The 20,581-nt window shown below is 47.2% G+C and carries 18 protein-coding genes; 9 read left to right on the forward strand and 9 right to left on the reverse strand.

The window, feature by feature from the left end:
• Window positions 1-4: 4 nt before the first annotated feature.
• Both AC23N5_RS13590 and AC23N5_RS13595 read left to right on the forward strand, forming a co-directional pair.
• On the forward strand, window positions 5-1,384 hold the full coding sequence (locus AC23N5_RS13590; RefSeq protein ID WP_487756001.1) for a neutral/alkaline non-lysosomal ceramidase N-terminal domain-containing protein: 1,380 nt from the start codon (window positions 5-7) through the stop codon (window positions 1,382-1,384).
• 42 nt (window positions 1,385-1,426) lie between these two features.
• Window positions 1,427-2,449: a PDDEXK nuclease domain-containing protein gene (locus AC23N5_RS13595; protein WP_487756002.1), complete on the forward strand. Its 1,023-nt coding sequence runs from the start codon at window positions 1,427-1,429 to the stop codon at window positions 2,447-2,449.
• Window positions 2,450-2,614: 165 nt separating this feature from the next.
• Here the strand turns inward: AC23N5_RS13595 and AC23N5_RS13600 are convergent, their stop codons facing one another.
• From AC23N5_RS13600 to AC23N5_RS13615, 4 genes are all read right to left on the reverse strand, one after another.
• The gene (locus AC23N5_RS13600) at window positions 2,615-2,938 is read right to left on the reverse strand and encodes a hypothetical protein (RefSeq protein ID WP_487756003.1); all 324 of its coding nucleotides are present in this window, start codon (window positions 2,936-2,938) and stop codon (window positions 2,615-2,617) included.
• Window positions 2,931-3,182 carry a hypothetical protein gene (locus AC23N5_RS13605; protein WP_487756004.1) on the reverse strand — a complete coding sequence of 84 codons (252 nt, stop codon included), beginning with the start codon at window positions 3,180-3,182 and terminating at the stop codon, window positions 2,931-2,933. Before AC23N5_RS13605 ends, AC23N5_RS13600 begins: the two co-directional genes overlap by 8 nt.
• 314 nt (window positions 3,183-3,496) lie before the next feature.
• The gene (locus tag AC23N5_RS13610) at window positions 3,497-6,799 is read right to left on the reverse strand and encodes a S41 family peptidase (RefSeq protein ID WP_487756005.1); all 3,303 of its coding nucleotides are present in this window, start codon (window positions 6,797-6,799) and stop codon (window positions 3,497-3,499) included.
• Window positions 6,800-6,808: 9 nt separating this feature from the next.
• A complete protein-coding gene (locus AC23N5_RS13615) occupies window positions 6,809-7,798 on the reverse strand; it encodes an ABC transporter ATP-binding protein (RefSeq protein ID WP_487756006.1) in 990 nt (329 codons plus the stop codon).
• Window positions 7,799-7,846: 48 nt separating this feature from the next.
• On the opposite strand from AC23N5_RS13615, the gene AC23N5_RS13620 reads away from it, so the two are divergent.
• The 6 genes from AC23N5_RS13620 (at window position 7,847) to AC23N5_RS13645 (ending at window position 17,049) form a co-directional block, all read left to right on the forward strand.
• Window positions 7,847-8,779 carry an SGNH/GDSL hydrolase family protein gene (locus AC23N5_RS13620; protein WP_487756007.1) on the forward strand — a complete coding sequence of 311 codons (933 nt, stop codon included), beginning with the start codon at window positions 7,847-7,849 and terminating at the stop codon, window positions 8,777-8,779.
• A gap of 126 nt (window positions 8,780-8,905) precedes the next feature.
• Window positions 8,906-10,702, forward strand: coding sequence for a M14 family metallopeptidase (locus AC23N5_RS13625; RefSeq protein ID WP_487756008.1), 1,797 nt, complete (start codon window positions 8,906-8,908; stop codon window positions 10,700-10,702).
• A gap of 33 nt (window positions 10,703-10,735) precedes the next feature.
• Window positions 10,736-12,553 (forward strand): M14 family metallopeptidase, encoded by a 1,818-nt coding sequence (locus AC23N5_RS13630; protein WP_183970976.1) that lies wholly within the window; start codon window positions 10,736-10,738, stop codon window positions 12,551-12,553.
• A 225-nt stretch (window positions 12,554-12,778) separates the two neighbouring features.
• Window positions 12,779-14,347, forward strand: coding sequence for an N-acyl-D-amino-acid deacylase family protein (locus AC23N5_RS13635; RefSeq protein WP_487756009.1), 1,569 nt, complete (start codon window positions 12,779-12,781; stop codon window positions 14,345-14,347).
• An 83-nt stretch (window positions 14,348-14,430) separates the two neighbouring features.
• Window positions 14,431-16,263 carry a tetratricopeptide repeat-containing sensor histidine kinase gene (locus AC23N5_RS13640; protein WP_487756010.1) on the forward strand — a complete coding sequence of 611 codons (1,833 nt, stop codon included), beginning with the start codon at window positions 14,431-14,433 and terminating at the stop codon, window positions 16,261-16,263.
• Between the two features lie 36 nt (window positions 16,264-16,299).
• A complete protein-coding gene (locus tag AC23N5_RS13645) occupies window positions 16,300-17,049 on the forward strand; it encodes a glycosyltransferase family 2 protein (protein WP_487756011.1) in 750 nt (249 codons plus the stop codon).
• Between the two features lie 16 nt (window positions 17,050-17,065).
• On the opposite strand, the gene AC23N5_RS13650 is transcribed toward AC23N5_RS13645, so the two are convergent.
• The 4 genes from AC23N5_RS13650 to AC23N5_RS13665 form a co-directional block, all read right to left on the reverse strand.
• On the reverse strand, window positions 17,066-17,461 hold the full coding sequence (locus tag AC23N5_RS13650) for a type II toxin-antitoxin system VapC family toxin (protein WP_487756012.1): 396 nt from the start codon (window positions 17,459-17,461) through the stop codon (window positions 17,066-17,068).
• A complete protein-coding gene (locus AC23N5_RS13655) occupies window positions 17,461-17,667 on the reverse strand; it encodes a hypothetical protein (protein WP_487756013.1) in 207 nt (68 codons plus the stop codon). Before AC23N5_RS13655 ends, AC23N5_RS13650 begins: the two co-directional genes overlap by 1 nt.
• Before the next feature lie 133 nt (window positions 17,668-17,800).
• A complete protein-coding gene (locus tag AC23N5_RS13660) occupies window positions 17,801-18,868 on the reverse strand; it encodes a branched-chain amino acid aminotransferase (protein WP_487756014.1) in 1,068 nt (355 codons plus the stop codon).
• Between the two features lie 248 nt (window positions 18,869-19,116).
• Window positions 19,117-19,668, reverse strand: coding sequence for a cob(I)yrinic acid a,c-diamide adenosyltransferase (locus AC23N5_RS13665; protein WP_487756015.1), 552 nt, complete (start codon window positions 19,666-19,668; stop codon window positions 19,117-19,119).
• 92 nt (window positions 19,669-19,760) lie between these two features.
• On the opposite strand from AC23N5_RS13665, the gene AC23N5_RS13670 reads away from it, so the two are divergent.
• Window positions 19,761-20,192: an ABA4-like family protein gene (locus tag AC23N5_RS13670; RefSeq protein WP_487756016.1), complete on the forward strand. Its 432-nt coding sequence runs from the start codon at window positions 19,761-19,763 to the stop codon at window positions 20,190-20,192.
• Here the strand turns inward: AC23N5_RS13670 and AC23N5_RS13675 are convergent.
• Entirely contained in the window at window positions 20,189-20,527 is a 339-nt protein-coding gene (locus AC23N5_RS13675; RefSeq protein WP_487756017.1) for a Uma2 family endonuclease, read from the reverse strand. The genes AC23N5_RS13670 and AC23N5_RS13675 overlap by 4 nt on opposite strands.
• Window positions 20,528-20,581: the final 54 nt, after the last annotated feature.

Genomic DNA, 20,581 nt, shown 5'->3' on the forward strand with positions numbered 1-20,581 from the left:
TCCTATGCGATTCTTAAAGATTCTTCTCAAAGTACTTGGCGTTATTTTATTGCTAATTGTCGCCTTGTTGGCCTGTATGCTCGCTCCCGTCGATGATACGCCTTACCAACAAACCAGCTATTACCAAGACTGGAAAAAGTCGGTAAGCGGTTTAACCTCCACGGTCACAGATGCTAGTCATAATTCCTCATCCGTAATTCCTAATTCATTAAAAGTCGGTTGGGCCAAAGTAAATTTTACGCCCAAATCTCCGACTCCTACGGCGGGTTACGGAGTGCGTCGCGGGGCCTTGTACAAATCGGTGCATGATTCTATTTACGTTCGGGCGGTGGTGTTTGACAATGGAAATACCAAAGCGGCGATGGTGGTGGCCGATTTATTGATTCTTCCCCCCGCCGTGACCGAGCAAATAAAAACCAAGCTTTCGGCGACGGGGATTCCATTTGAACAAGTGTATTTTGGGGCAACCCACACCCACAACAGCATGGGAGGATGGAGTGGCGGCATTGTGGGCGAACTCTTTGGTGGGAAATTTAATCCCGACAATGTGACGTGGGTGGCCGATGCCATCGTAAAAGCCGTGACTTTGGCACAAAAAGACCTAAAACCTGCTACGGTGGCCTATCATCAGTTGGCCGATACGGCAAAAGTACGCAATCGGGCGTTTGATGAAGGAACAATTGACCCGTTTGTACGTACCATTCAGCTCGTACGCAGCGATGGGCAAAAAGCCTTGATTTGCTCGTACGCGGCTCACTCTACGATTACAAGTTCGGACAATATCGTTCTCTCTCGCGACTACCCGGGTGTATTAGTCGATTCGTTGGAAAAAGGCGAAGCCAACTTTGCGGTATTTCTTTCGGGAGCGGTCGGAAGTATGGGGCCTAAAGTGGGCGTAGAGTCGGATTCGGATTGGGTCAAAGTAGCCACCGAAGCCGACAGCTTGGAGTCGGACGTGCAAAAACAATTGCTCCAACTGAAGCCCTTTGAAAACCCTGCCTTGCGCATCGAAACGCTCACCATTCCGCTTCGCGAGCCTAATCCCCGCGTTACGTTGGGGTGGCGACTACGTCCGTGGGTATTTCATTGGGCGTTTGGCGATTTTCCCAATTACGTAAAAGCGCTACGCATTGGCAACGTTCTAATGGTAGGTTTTCCTTGCGATTTTTCGGGGGAATTGGTGGCAGAGATGAGCACTTACGCCGAAAAAAAGGGCCTTAAATTGATGGTAACAAGCTTTAACGGAGGATATATCGGCTACATTACTCCCGACAAATACTACGGCCGAGATACCTACGAAACCCTCACCATGAACTGGTTTGGTCCGTACAACGGCGCGTATTTTCAGGAAATTGTGCGGGATTTGGTGGATAAGATGTCGTAGGGGAAGCTCATTTACTATCAATAAATTATTTCCTCTAGAGCTATGGATATAAACCTAACCATCGAAACTTACGAACAACGCCTGCTCGAACAGCTTTTAAACCTAATTGAGCAGAGTAAAAAACAAGTAGCTATTCAGGTAAATAGTGAATTGACATTGCTATTTTGGCAAGTAGGAAAACACATCAATGAATACGTTCTTCAAAATCAAAGAGCCGATTATGGTAAGCGTATTTTTTCGACACTCTCAACAAAATTGAAGGAAAAATACGGGCGAAACTTCGAGGAAAAAAACCTGCGAAGAATGTCGCAATTTGCCGAGCAATTCAACGACTTTCAAATTGTCGTGCCACTGGCACGACAATTAAGTTGGTCGCACTTCCTTATTTTGTTACCTCTCAAAAACCGAGAAGCTCAACTGTTTTATGCTCAAAAAGCTGTACAGGACGCTTGGGGCAAAAGAGAACTGCGAAGTCAAATCAATCAAAAGGTTTTTGAACGCACTACCATTGCCAATAGCCAACTGCCGATTACAGAGACGTTGATTGCGCCCAATATCTTCAAAGATCCCTATTTTCTGGAATTTTTGGGATTGAAAAATGACTACCTCGAAAACGACCTTGAAAATGCTATACTCCGAGAACTCGAACAGTTTATCTTAGAGTTAGGGCGGGGTTTTGCGTTTGTCGAGCGCCAAAAAAGAATGATTATTGATGGCGAGGATTTTTACCTAGATTTACTTTTTTATCATCGTAAACTCAAACGATTAGTCGCCATTGAGCTCAAAATTGGGAAATTTCAGGCAAAGTTTAAAGGGCAAATGGAGCTGTATCTGAAATGGCTCAACCGCTACGAGCGACAAGAAGGGGAAGAAGCTCCTATTGGTCTTATTCTATGCGCCGAAGCCAGTCACGAACAGATTGAACTCCTCGAAATGCACAAAGATGGGATTATAGTAGCTGAATACTGGACAGAGCTTCCGCCTAAACATGAATTGGAGGCCAAACTTCATCAAGCTTTAATCGAAGCAAAAGAAAGAATCGAAAACCGTAAGATGTTGGGATAAACGTTTCAGGAAATTGTGCGGGATTTAGTGGATAAGATGTCGTAGGGGAAGCAAAAAAGATAAACGAGCAGGTTGTAAGCAGCCTTGGAAAGGTTTTTCAACCTTTCCAAGGTTCAATGCTATTTCTCAGAGCGGCTGTGACGAATAGGATGGAGACTTTATGATTTAATCTAACTCATCCAGCAGTTCTTTCAATTCTTTTTCAGAAATAGTGCCTCTGATTTGCTTATCATAAATAGTTAGTAAAATAACTTCTTCATTGTCAGTAACAACGTAAGTAATAATCCTTGCCCCTCCACTTTTGCCCTTACCCTTACTTTTTATGGCTAATCGTATTTTATAGCAATCTTGCCCCAACGGAGTACCAAGCGTTGGATTTTCTTGAAGTTGTTCGCCTAGTGTAGCTAATTCTTGCCTGAGTGACGCATATTTTTTAATTAATGGCTTGGCCTCCCGCTCAAAACTTCGGGCAGCTCTTACGCTATACATTCTCTAAAAATTCGGTCAAAGTTCTCAGTTTTATTTTGCCTTCACGGTGTAATTTGGCATCTTGCAAGCCTTCTTTTATCTTAGCTTTTAGCTCTTTTTTACTCATAATAGCACCATCAGCATCTGCTTCAATAAGCATCGAAGCCAATTTAGCTCTATCTTTTGGTGGCAATTGCCTTGCCAATTCTACCAACTGACTAAGCGTGAGTTGAATGTTGGCACTAAAATTTAGTGTTGCTTCCATTATCCTAGTGAATAAGTTTTTTTTGCTTTAAAATCATGAATAAGGGCATCAATGACTATAAAAAGCTGCTTACGGTCTTAACAATGGCCTCTATTTAAGTCAAAAATTATGTACAAGTATAGAACAAATCTTATTAGTTTGAAACATAATTAGCCTGTAAAATATTGCCAATTGTTTTTCAATTTGTGCCCTAGCTTGTACCCCTAAACTCCGATTTGGGACAAGCCCTGAACTGCCTCTCCAATTCAAAACGACAAACGGGCATATTGTAAACAGCCTTGGAAAGGTTGAATAAACCTTTCCAAGGTTCAACGCTATTTCTGCGGTCTTCGGTAACGAATAGGAGCTGCTGGCTCGGGTTTGAGCGTGACGCCTTGGGTTTTTAGCAAGTCCAATGCCACTTGCACCGATTTTTCGAGTTGCGGGTCTTCTCCCTTGGCTACTTTGGCGGGGTCTTGGTGTACCTCAATGTCAGGGGCAATGCCTTCGCCTTCTACCGCCCATTTTCCGTCCACGTCATAAAAACCACCGCGCGGAGCTACCATGCGTCCACCGTCGATAAACGGTGGCGTGTCCCACGTACCGACCAATCCGCCCCACGTGCGGGTTCCTACGAGCGGGCCTACTTTGGCTTGGCGGAACAAAAACGGCATCAAGTCGCCGCCCGACCCTGCGCGCTCGTTGACAATCATTACTTTAGGCCCCCACAAGCCTGACATCGGCGTCGTGAAAGGTTTGTGGTCGTTGGCGCGGCTGTTGAAATATCCTTGCAGTTTTCGGGCCAATACGTCCACGATGTAGTCAGCAGCTGAGCCACCGCCGTTGTTGCGTTCGTCGATAACTGCGCCTTTTTTGTCTTGTTGGGCAAAATAATAACGGTTAAAATATTCGTAACCACCGTTGCCCGTGTTGGGAATCCAAACGTAAGCCAATTGTCCCTTAGAAAGCTCATCCACCTTACGGCGATTGCCTTCCACCCAAGCCCGCGTTCGAAGCTGGGTTTCGTTGGCGACGGGCACGACCGTAACCGATTTGGCCGTGGCCAAATCAGGCGTAGCATTGACCTTAATTTTAATTTGTCGGTTGGCCGTGCCTTCCAGCAAACTGTAAATATCCACGTCGGCGGTGAGGGGAATACCGTTGATTTCCAATAAATAATCGCCTTCTTTTACGTCGATGCCAGGGCTAGACAAAGGCGCTCGCAAGTCAGGATTCCAGTTTTCGCCCGTCAGAATGCGCTTGATGCGGTAAAAGCCGTTTACGATTGTAAAATCAGCCCCCAAAAGCCCCGCAGGGTTGTTGTTGTCGAGGGTTGGGAAATCACCTCCTGAGGTATAGGAGTGCCCCACGGCCACTTCGCCCCCCAAAATATCCACCACGTAGTTGAGGTCGGTGCGGTGGCGTACGTGTTCTACCCAAGGTGAGTACCACTTATAGATGTCGTTCCAAGGAGCTCCGTGTACATTGCTGACGTACAAGAAATCGCGTTGATAGCGCCATCCTTCGCGGAAAATTTGCTTGTATTCGGCTTTCGGGTCCACCCATAGTTTCATTTCGCTGGTGTTGAGGCGACCGTCACCCATTTTTGCCGTGGCGGCGGTTGCATTGGCGATTCCCCACGTAGTTCCGCTGCGGTAAAGCAGGTTTTTGCGGTCGTGCGAGGTAATTGCTCCCTGAATTCCTTTCAAAAACTCCTCCCGTTTCTGGTCTTTCAACGTGTATTTGTGCAGCGTCACGCCCGATTGGTCAGCGACGTTTTCGGTAAAAAATAAACTACCTTCAGGCCCTGCAATGATTTCGTCGTATTCTTTTAATGCTACTTTGGGAAGTGCCAAAATCCGCTGGTCGATGCCTTCTAGGTCAATTTTTACCAAAATTTCTTTTTTGGCTTCCGCGGGTTTTTCGTCTTTTTTAGGCTCGGTTTTGGCCTTGTCGTCGGGTTTGGCAGGAGCAGCTTCTTTCTTTTCTACTTTGGGGGCTTCTTCCTCGTCGCTTTTGGGCAAAAAAGGCGAAGGTTCACCTTTGGCCAGAATGACCATATACACGCCGCGCGTAACGGGACGCTCGTACGAGCTCATGTCGAGCCAGCCCGTATTGAGGGCAAAGTTGGTACTGGCCAAAAAATACAAATACTTTCCACTCGCATCCCACACGGGCGACATCGCATCCGACATCCCATCGGTCAGTTGGTGACTAGCGCCTGTCTCGATGTTATAGACCTTGATGGCCTTGTATTGATTGTCCAAAAGACGGGCGTAGGCAATCCATTTGCCATCGGGTGACCACACGGGGTTAAGGCTGCGGTTGGGGTGGGCATAGCGCTCGGTGTCTATTTTTTTGGGTTGCCCCGTTTCGGTATTTATCACCCATAAATTATAATCAGTATCGGTGTAGGCAAGGTGTTTGTTGTCCGACGACCACGCGGGGCGGAAGTAAAACGTAGGTGAAGGCAACGAAATCGCTTTGGGTTTTTGAAGCCCTTCTTGGTCCGAAACCATCAGTTGATATTCACCGCTCGCGTCCGAAAACCACGCTATTTTCTGCCCGTCGGGCGACCACGTAGGGTAGCGGTCGGCCACGCCTGAACTGTGACTGATGTTGCGCCAATCGCCGTTTTCTTTGGGTACGGTAAAAATATCGCCACGGTATTCAAACAACGCGCGTTTGCCCGTAGGAGAAAGCGACGCATTGAGTAAGCCTCCCGAACGGACGTCCTGCCAACGCGGCGTAGCCCACGTAAAATCCCCTTGAACGTTGATAACGAGCTGCTTGGCTTGCCCCGTTTGGGGGTCGAGCAAATGCAAATAGCCGCCTTGTTCATACACAATGCGGTCGTTGGAGGCGTCTAAGCTTTTTACGTCAAAATCTTTGTGGAACGTTACCTGTTTGAGTTCGTTGGTTTTGGGATTAAACGACCATACGTTGTTGGCATAATCGCGTTCCGACAAAAAGTAAACGACGTTTTTGTACCAAACAGGGTCGGTATGGCGTTCGCGGTCGGTTTGGGGAGTAGTTTTGAGCGAGAGCGTTTTCAAATCCACAATCCAAATCGGCTGGGCTTGTCCGCCTCGGTAGTTGCGCCACTCGGGATCCCAAAAACCAATGGTTTGGTAAGCCGCCATTTGTCCATCGGGCGACACTTCCCCCGCGTAGGCTTGCGGCATGGGAAGTTCTTCTTGGAAACCTCCCTTAAAACTCACTTTTAATAATTTGGTCAGGGCCGTTGGGTAGCCGCTTCGTCCCGAACGAAAGACAATACTGGCGCCGTCGGGTGTCCAACCTTGCACAGCATCTTCGCCTGGGTGCCACGTAAGGCGTTTGGGTTCACCGCCCATGGCAGGCATTACATACACGTCGGTGTTGCCGCCGTACTGGGCCGAAAAGGCAATCATGCTGCCATCGGGCGAAAAATGCGGAAGCGATTCGGTGCCTTCGTGCGTGGTAAGGCGGCGGGCAGAGCCACCGTCGCGGTCGGCCATCCACAAATCATCGGCATATACAAACACCACCGAGCGGTCGCTGACGGTAGGCTGACGCAAAAGCCGTGTGCCTTGGCCGATGGCCGACACGCTGCACAAAACCCCCGCCGCGAGGGAGAGTAAAGACGTTAGTTTCATAGAAAGTGGTTAGTAGGTTGTTGGAAAAAGATACGTCAAAAATACGCTTTTCTCTTTGGGAAACGCAATCGGAGCATACACGATAAACGATTGTTGTTCAGCAATTAACTGAATTCGGTAGCGGCTGCCTTCAAAAATGCTTCGCTCTACCGTTGCCCAAATGCCTTGTACGCCTTGGGTTTCGGTGATGGTCAGTTGCTCAGGACGAATCAGCAAGGTGTCAGACGGTTGGGGAGGAGTTCCAAAAAACTGCTCAAACGTGCTGCGAGGCACAACATTGATTTCTCCCGTCAACTCCGCTACGTACTCACTGATGGGCTGTTGATATACTTCTTGGGGTGTGCCCACTTGTAATAGTTTCCCTTGGTATAAAATTCCCATTCGGTCCGACAAACTGAGGGCATCGGGGGCATCGTGGGTGACAAAAATGCAGGCAGTCCCCGTTTCTTCGGCCAGCGTGCGGATGGTTTGGGTGAGGCGACGGCGGTTGGCAAAATCCAAATGCGCAAATGGCTCGTCGAGGAGCAGCACTTTGGCTTCTTCGGCCAGCGCGCGGGCAATGGCGGTGCGCTGTTTCTCTCCACCCGACAGCGATTTGGCGGGTTTGTCGGCCACTGTTTCTAAGTGGCAAAGCTCGATAAGCTCGTCCACCCGCTCGTCGCGATAGACTTTTTGGTAATACCGAAGCGCGTACGCAATGTTTTCCCGAACACTGATGGGCAACGACAGATTATAATCTTGGTGAACAATTTTAATATCGGGATGCCCAGGAATGAGCTGGTCGCTGGCGAGGCGTAATTTTTCGCCGTTGAGCCAAATCTCACCTTCGTCGGGGTCAATTAGCCCCGCTGCCAAACGCAATAACGTACTTTTTCCCGAACCACTTTCGCCCAAAAGACCAAGAATTTCGCCCGTTTGAAGTTCCAATTGAATGTCGGATAAAACCGATTGAGGTGGGTAGTTTTTAGAAAGATGACGTAATTCTAACAAAGAGTACATTCCGACGTTTAGTTTCTTTTGTTGGTGAACACAAAACAAGTTGATAAAATGCCATTTCTACGAATTCTTCTCTTTTTGTTGGTTGCTCAATTGAGTTTCTCCCAAGGCATCCCGCCGCAGGTACGTCGGGTGTTGTTTGTGGGAAATAGCATTACGTACGCAGGAAGTTACGTAACCGACATTGAAGCCTATTTTGTGACGCATTATCCGCAGCGTTCGATTGAATTTATCAACGTAGGGCTACCCAGCGAAACCGTTTCGGGGCTGTCGGAAGAAGGCCACGCGGGTGGACGTTTTCCCCGTCCCGATTTGCACGAGCGCCTCGACCGTGTGCTCAAAGCTACCAAACCCGACTTGGTCTTTGCCTGCTACGGAATGAACGACGGTATTTATTTGCCGTTTGGGGAAGACCGTTTTCAAAAGTTTCGGGAAGGAATCGAATGGCTGCACGAAGAAGTAGAAAAAACGGGCGTAAAAATTGTTCACCTTACTCCTCCTATTTTTGACGAATTGCGCGGGAAAAATGCAGGTTACGCTGCCGTTCTCGACCGATATTCTGATTGGTTGCTGAGTTTACGGAAAACCAGAAAGTGGGAAGTTATCGACATTCATTACCCCATGAAAACCTACCTCGACGCCCACCGCAAAATCGACGAGCAATTTGGTCTTTCGGGCTTTGCTTTGGCCGAAGATGGTGTGCATCCTGGCGAGGTTGGGCACTGGATTATGGCCAAACAAGTGCTTTTGTATTTGGGTGAAAAACAGGTCGCTAAAGCGGGGACACCCAAGAGCGCCCTGCCCGACCGCCCCTCGTCGGAAGCGGTTTTTAAGTTGGTTCAACAACGCCAAGCGATGATGAAAGATGCCTGGCTGACCGCCACAAAACACCAACGCCCCGAAATGAAAGTAGGACTTCCGCTGGAAGAAGCTCAAAAGAAGGCGGCGGAGATAGAGCAGGAAATCAGGGCGCTATTAAAATAAAAAAGGAGCCAAAACTTCGCCTTATCTCTATACAAATTTGGTTTTTATCGCTCTCTTTACCTGATTGGGTAGAAGTGTCACATTTCTTGTAGTAAATTGCCGTGTCAAACTAAAAACCAAACCCAAATGATTCGTCAATTACTCTACGGAGGAGTGGTGGCGTTGGTAGGAATGGCGTCCGTCAGTCAGGCGCAGACGTCCTACAACAATCACGCCCAACTTTCCACTCGTCTCAAAAACCTCTCCACAAAATACGCTGCCCAAGCCACCGTTAGCTCGATTGGCAAGAGCGCAGGCGGGCGCGACCTGTGGTTGCTTACGCTTGGAAAAGGAGATGCGACCAAAAAACCTGCCATCTTGGTCGTGGCAGGTCTAAACGGCACGCACTTAGCTGGAACGGAGTTGGCCATTCAAACGGCTGAAAAAATGCTTGCTTCGGCCAATGCTGATAGTATTGCTAAATTATTGACAACCAAAACGTTTTATTTTTTGCCAAGCATGAATCCTGATGCGCAGGAGCAGTTTGCGGCAAAGCTAAAATTTGAACGTACTGGAAATGATACCAAAGCCGATGACGACCGCGATGGCCGCCTCGACGAAGACCCGTTTGAAGACCTCAACGGTGACGGAATGATTACTTGGATGCGGGTAGAAGATCCAACAGGGTCGTTTGTTGCGAGCAAAGAAGACCCACGTATCATGGTGAAAGCCGACCCTACCAAGGGAGAAGTGGGTAAGTATTTGTTGCACAGTGAAGGGATTGACAACGACAAAGACCGCGTTTATAACGAAGACGGTCAAGGAGGTATCAACCCAGAGCGCAACTTTACGTTTGACTACCAAATTTTCGTGACAGGCTCGGGCGAGTACGCTGCTTCTGAACCCGAAGTACGCGCCTTGCTTGACTTCTTGTACCGTGCGCCAAATATTTTTGCGGTATTGACTTTTGGCCCTAACAACAACCTTAGCGAAGCGCCGCGTTTCGATGCGTCTAAAGTAGCTCGTCGTATCATCACGGGACCACTTTCTAAAGATGCCAAAGCGATGGAGCAAGTGTCGAAGTTGTACAACAGTCGTACGGCTATGAAAGATGCGCCAGCGATGCCACAAACCCGTGGAAACTTCTCGCAAACGGCGTATTTCCACGCGGGTCGTTACAGCTTTACTACCCCAGGTTGGTGGGTGCCTAAAGTCGAAGCCCCACGCGACTCTACACGTCGTGGTACTGGCGCTGCTGCTCCTTCAGGTGCAGGGGCTGCTCCATCAGGTGCCGCAGCTCCCGCAGCAGGTGGTGGCGGTGGTGGCCGAGCGGGTGGCATGATGGGCGGTGGTGGTGCGGCCGCTGCGGCAGCCGCAGCAGCTTCGGCAAGTGCTGCCAATGCAAGCGAAGACGATACTCGTTTCTTGAAATGGGCGGACAAAGAAAAATTGACGGGCGTTTTTGTGGATTGGAAAGCCATTCAACATCCTGATTTCCCTAACCAAAAAGTAGAAGTTGGTGGCGTAGCTCCATTTGTAAAATTGAACCCACCACTTTCTTATTTAGAGCCTGTTGCTGACAAACACCTCAAGTTTTTGTCGGGATTAGGTGCTCAAATGCCAGAAATTCAGTTGGTAAATGTAAAAACCGAATCACTTGGAAATAACTTGACGCGCATCACAGCGACGGTTATCAACAAAGGTTTATTGCCAACGTATGCCGAAATTGGTGACCGCGTTCGCTTTGTTCAAAAAGTAAAAACGGAACTTAAATTGGGCAGTGGCCAAGCGATTGTTTCAGGAAAACGTCTCAACCTCAGAGGTGCGTTGGGGGTAGATGAGTCAGAAGAATATACGTGGCTTGTGTCGGGTACTGGCAAACTTACGATTGAGGCTGGATGCCCAACGGCAGGCGTACAATCGACCGAGGTGACGTTGAAGTAAATTTGTTCCGCAAATCGTTAATCGAAATTTCCAATGAAAAAATACATAAAATCAATCATAACTGCTACGCTTTGCGCTCCTATGTACATGGGCGTAATGGCGCAAACAGCACCCAATATCGACGCTGACCTGACGGGAATGCGGGCGATTGGTTCGCCTGCCAATCCGAAAGTAAAATGGGCGTGGAATTATTACATGGATTACGCTGGTTTCAACAAACTCACCCAAGAGTTGGCCAAAGCGTATCCTGACTTGGTCAAATACGAATCTATCGGAAAGTCGTACCAAGGCCGCGAAATGTACGTCATCACCATCACCGATTTTAAGAGTGGCCGCCCTGAGTCTAAGCCTGCGTTTTGGATTGACGGGAACATCCACGCCAACGAGCTTCAAGGAACGCAATTTGCGATGTACACGGCTTGGTATTTGGCCGAAAGCTTTGGTAAAATGGATTTTGTAACGGACATGCTCAAAGGCCGTACGTTCTACATTTTGCCATCATTGAACCCTGATGCACACGAGAATTTTATTCATAAAGCCAATACCACAAGTTCGTCGCGTTCGGGTATGATGCCGTTGGACGACGACGGCGATGGCTTGGTGGACGAGGATTCGTACGATGATTTGGACGGTGATGGGCACATTGTAAACATGCGCCGCAAGTCACCAACGGGACGTTATAAAATTGACCCTGAGTTTCCTGAACGTATGATTTTGGCAAAGCCTGACGAAAAAGGTGAGTACGAATTGCTTGGTTTTGAGGGAATTGACAACGATGGCGACGGACGTGTCAACGAAGATAACCCTGGCGCATACGACCCGAACCGCGACTGGGGCTGGGGCTGGCAGCCAGACTATATCCAAGGTGGTGCATTGTTCTACCCTGGAAGTTTGCCCGAAACGCAAAACGTGAAGAAATTTTTCTATAGCCACTCAAACATCGCAGGAGCCCAAAGTTACCACAACTTTGGGGGAATGTTCTTACGTCCTCCTGGCGCGGAAGAAGATGCGATGTACGTTCCACAGTCGGACATCGCCGTGTATGATGTCATCGGAAAAACGGGAGAAAAGATGATTCCTGGGTACCGTTATTTTGTACTTTGGAAAGATTTATACACCGTTTATGGTGGTGAAATCGACTGGATTGGCCTAGGACGTGGGGTGTTTATGTTTTCCAACGAAATCAATACTGCATACCGCATGTTTAACAAAAATTCAACCGAAAATAGAAACCAAAACGTTGAATTTGAGGAGTTTGATAAGTATTTGTTGTTGGGCGATAGCTACGTAAAATGGAAGCCATTCAAGCACCCACAATACGGTGATATTGAGATTGGTGGAACGAAAAAGAACTACATCCGTAACACCCCAGGTTTCTTGTTGGAAGAAGAAGGACACCGTAACATGGCCTTCACGATGTTGCACGCGTACCACATGCCTAAAATCGAGATTGTGGACATCAAGTCACGTGCTTTAGCCAATGGACTTAGCGAAGTAACGGCTACGATTCAAAACCAACGGGCTATCCCGACCCACTCAGCGCATGACCTTCGTTTCAAAATCGAACGTCCTGATTACATTACCTTGAAAAACGCGCAAGTTGTAGCGGGTATGATTGTGGAAAACGATGATTTGGGTCTTACGCGTGAGCAAAAATACAACCCACAAACGATTGAAGTCCCTAACCTTCCTGGTACGGTTGGTGGTGGCTTTGGCGGCGGTGGTGGGCCTTTCGGCGGCGGTGCTGGCGGTAATGCCGTAAAAGTTCGCTGGATTGTGAAAGGTAAAGCCGACAAATGGACGGTAGAAGTCGATAGCCGCAAAGGGGGTATCGTTTCAAAAACCCAATAAATAGTGCCCCGATTTTAGGGAACGAACAATAACTTTAAAAGCGGTTGGCGTGATGTCAACCGCTTTTTGTATTTTTAATGTGAAGCGGGTTGCTCACAACCCGCGCCTATGTTGTTAGGGGGACATAACCCCGTCGCGCAAAGTAATCGGGTTGTGAGCAACCCTCAACACATAACCCGCTTCACAGCACAACGTATTTATCAATCAACCAAACCACTTTTTACAATGAAACACTTTTGCTTGACGCTGGCTGCTCTTTTGGTACATCTAACGCTTTTTGCTCAACAATACGATTTGCTGATTCGAGGAGGGAAAGTAGTAGATGGGACGGGCAATGCGTGGTTTAATGCCGATGTAGCCATCAAAGACGGAAAAGTTGCAAAGGTAGGTTCACTACCTTCTGCCACGGCCAAACGCATCGTAGATGCCAAAGGATTGATTGTTTGCCCAGGTTTTATTGATGTTCATACCCACATTGAAGAAGACGAATTTCGTGTCCCCACGGCTGATAACTTTATTTATGACGGCGTAACGACCGTCGTAACGGGAAACTGTGGCTTGTCGAACGTGGATTTAGGACGTTATTTTGGGCAATTAGACAGCCTCAAAACCTCCGTTAATGTAGCGTCGATGATTGGTCATAACGACGTTCGCCAAGCCGTGATGGGTACCGTCAATCGCCCTGCTACGCCCGACGAACAAAAAAAGATGGAAGCCCTGGTAGAAAAAGCGATGAAAGACGGAGCCGCAGGGTTGGCAACGGGCCTGATTTATATTCCAGGGACTTTTTCTACGACTGACGAAATCGTGGGATTGGCGCGGGTAGCGGCTCGCTACGGCGGCGTGTATGCGTCGCACATTCGTTCGGAAGGTGATGACGTTCTCAAAGCCATCGAAGAAGCAGTGTTAATAGGCCGAGAAACGGGCATTCCTGTTCAAATTTCACACTTTAAAGTAAGTGGGCAAAACAACTGGGGGCGCTCGAAAGAAACCTTGGCGGCGGTCGAAAGTGCGCGCCGCGAAGGCATCGACGTCACGATTGACCAATACCCTTATACTGCCAGTAGCACAGGTTTAACGACGTTGCTGCCGAGTTGGGCGTTGGCAGGTGGGCAAGATTCTATCAAAGCCCGCGTGGCTAATCCTATTACGCACGAACGGATGGTGAAAGACATGGTAGCGACCCTCAAGCGCCGCCAACAAAAACATTTTACGTATGCGGTAGTCGCTTCCTACGACCCAGACCCATCGCTTAACGGAAAAAACTTAGAGGAAATCAACCTCCTCAAAGGACGAAAACACAAAGCGGAAGCTGAGGCCGAAACCATTTTAGAATTGGTGCTGAAAGGCAACGCCAGCATGGTTTTCCACGGAATGGGTGATTGGGATGTGGAAAACATCATGCGTTATCCCCAAAATATGTTTGCGTCGGATGCGTCGATTCGGGTCTATAACTTTGGTGTCCCTCACCCGCGTGGTTATGGCACCAATGCGCGTGTGCTGGGCTATTATGTTCGTCAAAAGAAAATCATTCCGTTGGAAGAAGCCATTCGCCGCATGACTTCGCTTCCTGCCCAAAAGTTTAGACTGCAAGGCCGAGGACTCTTGCAATCAAACATGCAGGCTGATGTGGTTGTATTTGACGAAAATACCATCATCGACGCCTCTACCTACGACCGTCCTCACCAGTATTCTAAGGGCATAAAATACGTGGTGGTGAATGGTCAATTGGTGGTAGATGAAGAAAAACACACGGGGTTACGAGTGGGGAAAGTACTGCGTATTTTTAATTAATTGACCACTAACTAAATTGTGTTAGTGTTGCTGCAAGAAAATTAGGAAATTCGCCTAATAAAATCAGAAGAGGAAATTCTTGTATGAGATGTTGGCGATATATTGGAATAGTGCTCTGGGCGTTGGGAACGGTGGTGTGCGCCCAGAATAAAATGGTCGATAGCTTACGGCATTGGCTAGATACGCATCCTGCACTCGATAGTGCGCGGGTAGTGACCTTGCACCGCCTTTCGTATCGGTTGTCAGAAATCGACCAAGCGGCTGCGTGGCGTTATGCCAACGAGGCCAATCAGTTGGCCAAACAGCTTAATAATCAAGTGAATTTGGGCCAAAGCTTTATCAATTACGCCATTTTGGAGTCGTTGGAAGGAAATTATGCCAAAGGCCAAGAGTATTATTTAAAAGCCCTGCGACTGTTTGAACAATCGGGCTGGGAGCGGGGGCAAGCGATTTGTTTGAATAACATTGCCGAAAATTATAAGTCGATGAATCAGCTTCCCAAAGCCTTGGAATATACCTTTAAGGCACTGGAACTGAACCAAAAGCAGGAAAAGCCCGAAAAACGAGGAATGGCCGTCAACCATGAACAAATCGGAGACTTGTATCGACGAATGGGGCGCTACGAAGAATCGTTGAAATACTTGCAAAAAGGGCTGGTTTTGGCCAAAGATGCCGACCAAAATTACCAAATTTTACCCCAAATTTTGCTAGGCATTGGCCGTAATTACAACCACCGCCGAGAGTTTAGTACGGCGCTCGACTACCTCAACCAAGCCATTGAACGAAGCCAAATTCACGGCGAAAAATTGCTCCAAATTCAGTGTTACCAAGAAATAGCCCAAACGTACCGATTGCAACAAAACTTTGAAGAAGCCAAAGAATATTTACAAAAGGCTTTTGAGACGGCGCAGGAATTTGGGTCGCTGGTAGAAACGGCCAAGCTGAACAAAGAACTAGCTGATTTGGAAGAATTGCAGGGAAATTACCGCGACGCGCTGACGTATTTTCAGAAATATAAAGTCCTCAACGATTCGATTGAACAAAAGAAAAACGTCGTGCGGGCGGAGTTGGTGGAATTGAAATACAATGCGTTTGAAAAAGACAAAGAAAACCAACGTTTGAAACAAATCAAGGCCGCGCAAGAGGCCGAATTACACCAAAAAACGGCACTGATTGTGGCTTTGGCGTTGATAGTAGTGTTGTTGATGGGCTTTATTGGCTTCGCTTTTTACCAAAATCGACTGAAACAAATCCGTGATGCCCAAAAAGTTCAGGCCGAAACCATCCGCCAAATGCAGTTATCAGATAAAATTCGGACCCAAATTGCCCGCGATTTGCACGATGATTTAGGCGCAACCTTGAGTGGGGTCGCCATGCTGAGTCAGGCTGCCAAACGCCAAGTGAGAGAAACAGACAGTCAACTGCGGGAGTTGCTGGATTTGATAAGCGTTAATTCCCAACGGACAGTCGCAACGATTCGCGATATTATCTGGACTACCCGCCCGATGAACGATAGTTTGGAGAGCATGTTGAACAAAATGAAAATTTTTGCGTCCGAAATGCTCGACCCCAAAGGGATAAAATACGAATTTTGTGTCGCGAACGACCTAGAAGAGTACAAACTCCCGTCGAACCAACAGTACAATTTCTATTTGATTTTTAAAGAAGCTATCAACAACGTGGCCAAATACGCCCAAGCCCGACACGTTTGGGTGCAAGTATTCAAAGAAAACGATCGCCTGCATCTGCGCATCAAAGACGATGGCGTGGGCTTTGATAAAGAGGCGGTTCGGGGCAGCGGCAATGGCTTGTTTAACATGGAAAAACGAGTAGAAGAACTGGATGGGAACTTACTGGTGCGTTCGGTCATTGATGAAGGAACGGTGATTGCTCTTACGCTGCCCTTGGCGGCTTAATCACCGTTTCGTAACTATTTCAACCAAACGAAGCCTGTGTTACTTCCCCTTTCGGCGGTGATTATCACCGTAAACCAAGAGAAAAAAATCGCTAAAACGATTGAAGCCCTCAAAACCCTGACCGACGACATCGTGGTGGTGGACTCAGGTAGCAAAGATGCCACCCGCACTGTGGCCGCAGCCTTGGGCGCGCGTGTTTTTGAGCGGCCGTGGCCTGGGTATTCGGAGCAAAAAAACTTTGGAAACGACCAAGCTAAGTACGATTGGATTTTGTCGGTGGACGATGATGAGGTTGTTAGCGACGAACTTGCAAAAAGTATTCGCGCGGCGTTTGCGTCGGAGCCGAAGACCGATGCGTTTAATTTACCTTTTCGAACCGTTTTTGCTGGAAAACTCATTCGCTTTGGCGGCTGGAATCCCGAAGCCCACATTCGGATTTTTAACAAGAAAAACATTCATTGGAACACCGACGCCGTCCACGAGGGACTCACCATTCGCCCCGAACATTCGGTTCAAAAACTCTCGGGCTACGTGTATCATTACACGGTAGATACCTTGGAACAATTTGCCCAAAAAACGGATCGTTATAGTACACTATTTGCCGAAAAAGGAATGAAAGCAGGAAAAAAAGCAAATTTTATAAAGATTTACCTCAGCCCAGCCTTTCGCTTTTTGGTAGAATATGTGGTAAAATTGGGCTTTTTAGACGGATACTACGGCTGGTTTATTGCCAAAGAAAACGCACGCTACACGTATTTGAAGTATAAGAAGTTGGGGGAGGCGTAAAATACCCATGTTGTGTTTAGGCTTTTACAAGTGTGATAAGGTTTTCGTAGAGACTAAATTTCTCATCGGCGGAGATAATTGGTAAACCTTCTGAAATGGCAGTGGCAATAATAAGTCGGTCGAAAGGGTCTTTGTGAGATTCTATCAACGGTACGGTAGCATACGAAGAAATATGAGAGGCAGTAATAGGGAGAAATGAAAAGTTATCAATCGTGGCTTGGTGTATCAAGTCATCAATAGACAAGGTTAGTTCGGGTAGTTTACCGATTTTTTGTTTAATGGCAATCTCAAATAGGCTAATGTGGCACACAAAAACTTGATGACTTTGGAGCAATTCTTTAACTTGGTCAGATAGTTTAGTCGGACTGATAATGCTCCAAATAAAAATTTGGGTATCAACAATATAAGCCATTACATGTACTCTTTTAGATCGTCAAGTGGTTCGTTGAAATCTTCTGGAATACTGTATTTGCCTTCTAGGCTCCCTAATTTAACCCCTTTGGGGGTATCAGAATCATTCATAAACAAAATAACAACTTCGGATTTTTTAATTTTTGGAGGAGTTTCAGTCATTGTCAGTACTCCATTCTCATAAATCCCTTTAATTGCGGTGTACATAATTAATCATTTTTTACAAATCTAACATTTCAGCGACTCAAAACATTCGAAAAAAGAAAAACAAAACCCTATCTAAGCAAAAAATCGTCAGACGGCATTAAACCGTCCGACGATTAAAGAGAAAGTTATGGATTTACGCCTTTACAATCCAGCCAAACGGGTCTTCTACTTTACCCGTGCGGAGGTCAGTTAAGAAAGCTTTTACTTTTGCCACAAAAGAGTCCTCGGTTACGGCAGGGAGTTCGTAATCGACACCTTCGTAGCCAATAACGCCAAACGGCGACACCACCACGGCCGTACCTGCGCCGAAAGCAGCTTCCAAACGACCTTCTTTCAACGCGTCGATTATTTCTTTTACCGCTACTTTACGCTCTTCGACTGGAATACCCCAATGACGTGCAATGTCCACGATGCTCTTGCGGGTCACGCCGTTGAGGATAGTGTCTGAAGTAGCAGGAGTAATGAGTTTTCCGTCCATGAAAAACATCACATTCATCGTCCCTGATTCTTCCACGTATTCGTGGTCGCGGGCATCGGTCCAGATGATTTGGTCGTAGCCTTGTTGCTGAGCCAAACGCGCAGGGTACAACGAACCAGCGTAGTTGCCAGCGCATTTGGCGTAACCTACCCCTCCTTCAGCCGCGCGGATGTAGTGTTGTTCTACTTTCACACGAGGAGGTTTTGAATAGTACTTGCCTACGGGGCTAGTAAAAATGATAAACTTGTACGTATCAGAAGCTTTTACGCCAATGTACGCATCTGTCGAAAACATGTACGGACGAATGTAAAGCGATGTATCAGGAGCAGTAGGAACCCAAGCAGAATCCAAACGAAGCAATTCTGTGAGGCCGCCCATAAAAATTTCTTCTGGGATTTCGGGCATGCACATCCGTACGGCCGATTTGTTGAAACGCGCCCAGTTGTCCAATGGACGGAACATGAGCACTTCACCCGCGTCGTTTTTGTAGGCTTTCATACCTTCAAAAATCGCTTGTCCGTAGTGGAGAGAAGCTGTAGCAGGGCTGAGGCTGAGGTTGGCGTAGGGTACAATTTGAAGGTTAGTCCATTCGCCGTTGACGTAATCGGCGACAAACATGTGGTCGGCATAATGGCGACCAAATACCAAATTGTCGAAATCTACTTCATGGATACGCGAAGCTTCTACGCGTTGAATTTCCATGGCCAATGTGTCCGTTGTCATTGTAATTGGTGGTTTACTGTATAGAGATTGACTGAAATTAGTTGTCAATGCAAATATTTTTATTTTTCCTCGAAAACCCAAGAAAATCTTGATTTACTTATCAAATACTGGCAAATAGGCAGGGGGCAAATGTGCAAGAGGCAAATAGACAAGGGGCAAGTTTGCAAGAGGCAAATGTGCAAGAGGCAAAAAAGAAAAACTTGCCCTTTGCCAACTTGCTCCTTGCTTCTTGCCCTTTGCGAACGTGCCTACTTCTTCCGCCCTGCCCATTTAATTTCTTCTACCCCCAATTCTTGTGCCATTTTACGCGAAAGCACAAACAAATAGTCAGAAAGGCGATTTAAGTACCGAATTACCTCCGATTCTACCGTTTCGGCTTCGTTGAGGGCAATCACCAACCGTTCTGCTCGGCGGCATACCGTACGGGCCACGTGCGTAAAAGAAACCGACGGATGCCCGCCTGGCAAAATAAATGCGCGCATCGGTTCTAATTCGGTATTCATCTCGTCCATGGCGAGTTCGAGGGCGGTAATGTCTTCTTCGTGTAGGTCGGGGATGAAATGTTTTTTGTTGTCGGGTTCCGAAGCCAAAATAGAACCAATTGTGAACAAGCGGTCTTGGATGTATTTCAAAAAATCGCGCCGAAGAGCGTTTACCTCTTGGTCGCGCACCAAACCGATGTACGAATTAAGCTCATCGACGGTGCCATACGTATCAATGCGCAAGTCGGCTTTGCTCACCCGCGTTCCGCCCACGAGCGAAGTCGTGCCTTTATCTCCAGTTTTTGTGTAAATTTTCATCGTTGTTGCCGAGATTTGTCTCTTAGAATAGGCAACAAACTTACCCGCAAAAGGGTTTTATTCACAAATCTTGCTCAATAAAATAAACAACGATGGAAACCGCCTTTCAACTTGCCAATCTGCTGGTATTTCCGCAGTGGATGCTCATGATTTTTGCCCCTCAATGGAAAGGGACGCAATGGCTGGTCAAGAGTTACCTGGTACCAGTGCTCTTGGCTTGTATGTATGCGTATTACATCTTTAGCGGAGCGCCGCTTGATTTTCAGGATTTTAGTAGTTTTTCGGGCATCAAGAATCTATTTGCCAAAGGGGGAGATACGGCGCTGTTGGCAGGATGGATGCATTACTTGGCCTTCGACTTGGTGGCAGGAAGTGCGGTACTTCAAGATGCGCAGCAAAAGAATATCCCCCACCGTTGGATTGTGCTACCGCTATTTTTCTGCTTTATGCTAGGGCCTGTGGGGCTGCTGATGTATTGGCTGGTTCGTTTGTTTAAAACCAAACGAATGGGAGGCGAAAATTAGGTCGTTGCTGAATTGGATTCGTCGGTAGGGGTTGGTAGTTGAACTTTTTTGTAGATAACTGATAGAGGCAGTTGAATATTCAATGCAGGTAAATCAATGCGTTCGTTAATGTCACTGTAAAACTCTACATACCAGCGCTTTCCTTCACGGTTGAATACTTCGACCAAGCATTCTTCTTGTTCGATAATTAGGTAATACTCCAACGTAGGTAGTTGCGTGTATTCGGCTAATTTCGTCACACGGTCGGTATTGATGCTGCTTTCTGATAATACTTCTTCTGTCCCAAAACTACAACTATTAGATTTTACACCTTTTTGCCTTTTAAAAAAGAACACAGGGCTTGTTACCTGGCTACTTATCAGTGTCACTACAAACGGTGCAATCGCACT

Source organism: Runella sp. R5_40 (assembly GCF_057652295.1).

Coding starts and splice junctions, on each gene's coding strand:
- AC23N5_RS13625 (WP_487756008.1), top strand. CDS start 8,906: ATGATTCGTCAATTACTCTACGGAGGAGTGGTGGCGTTGGTAGGAATG.
- AC23N5_RS13590 (WP_487756001.1), top strand. CDS start 5: ATGCGATTCTTAAAGATTCTTCTCAAAGTACTTGGCGTTATTTTATTG.
- AC23N5_RS13610 (WP_487756005.1), bottom strand. CDS start 6,799: ATGAAACTAACGTCTTTACTCTCCCTCGCGGCGGGGGTTTTGTGCAGC.
- AC23N5_RS13665 (WP_487756015.1), bottom strand. CDS start 19,668: ATGAAAATTTACACAAAAACTGGAGATAAAGGCACGACTTCGCTCGTG.
- AC23N5_RS13600 (WP_487756003.1), bottom strand. CDS start 2,938: ATGTATAGCGTAAGAGCTGCCCGAAGTTTTGAGCGGGAGGCCAAGCCA.
- AC23N5_RS13650 (WP_487756012.1), bottom strand. CDS start 17,461: ATGGCTTATATTGTTGATACCCAAATTTTTATTTGGAGCATTATCAGT.
- AC23N5_RS13630 (WP_183970976.1), top strand. CDS start 10,736: ATGAAAAAATACATAAAATCAATCATAACTGCTACGCTTTGCGCTCCT.
- AC23N5_RS13660 (WP_487756014.1), bottom strand. CDS start 18,868: ATGACAACGGACACATTGGCCATGGAAATTCAACGCGTAGAAGCTTCG.
- AC23N5_RS13670 (WP_487756016.1), top strand. CDS start 19,761: ATGGAAACCGCCTTTCAACTTGCCAATCTGCTGGTATTTCCGCAGTGG.
- AC23N5_RS13640 (WP_487756010.1), top strand. CDS start 14,431: ATGAGATGTTGGCGATATATTGGAATAGTGCTCTGGGCGTTGGGAACG.
- AC23N5_RS13605 (WP_487756004.1), bottom strand. CDS start 3,182: ATGGAAGCAACACTAAATTTTAGTGCCAACATTCAACTCACGCTTAGT.
- AC23N5_RS13620 (WP_487756007.1), top strand. CDS start 7,847: ATGCCATTTCTACGAATTCTTCTCTTTTTGTTGGTTGCTCAATTGAGT.
- AC23N5_RS13635 (WP_487756009.1), top strand. CDS start 12,779: ATGAAACACTTTTGCTTGACGCTGGCTGCTCTTTTGGTACATCTAACG.
- AC23N5_RS13655 (WP_487756013.1), bottom strand. CDS start 17,667: ATGTACACCGCAATTAAAGGGATTTATGAGAATGGAGTACTGACAATG.
- AC23N5_RS13595 (WP_487756002.1), top strand. CDS start 1,427: ATGGATATAAACCTAACCATCGAAACTTACGAACAACGCCTGCTCGAA.
- AC23N5_RS13615 (WP_487756006.1), bottom strand. CDS start 7,798: ATGTACTCTTTGTTAGAATTACGTCATCTTTCTAAAAACTACCCACCT.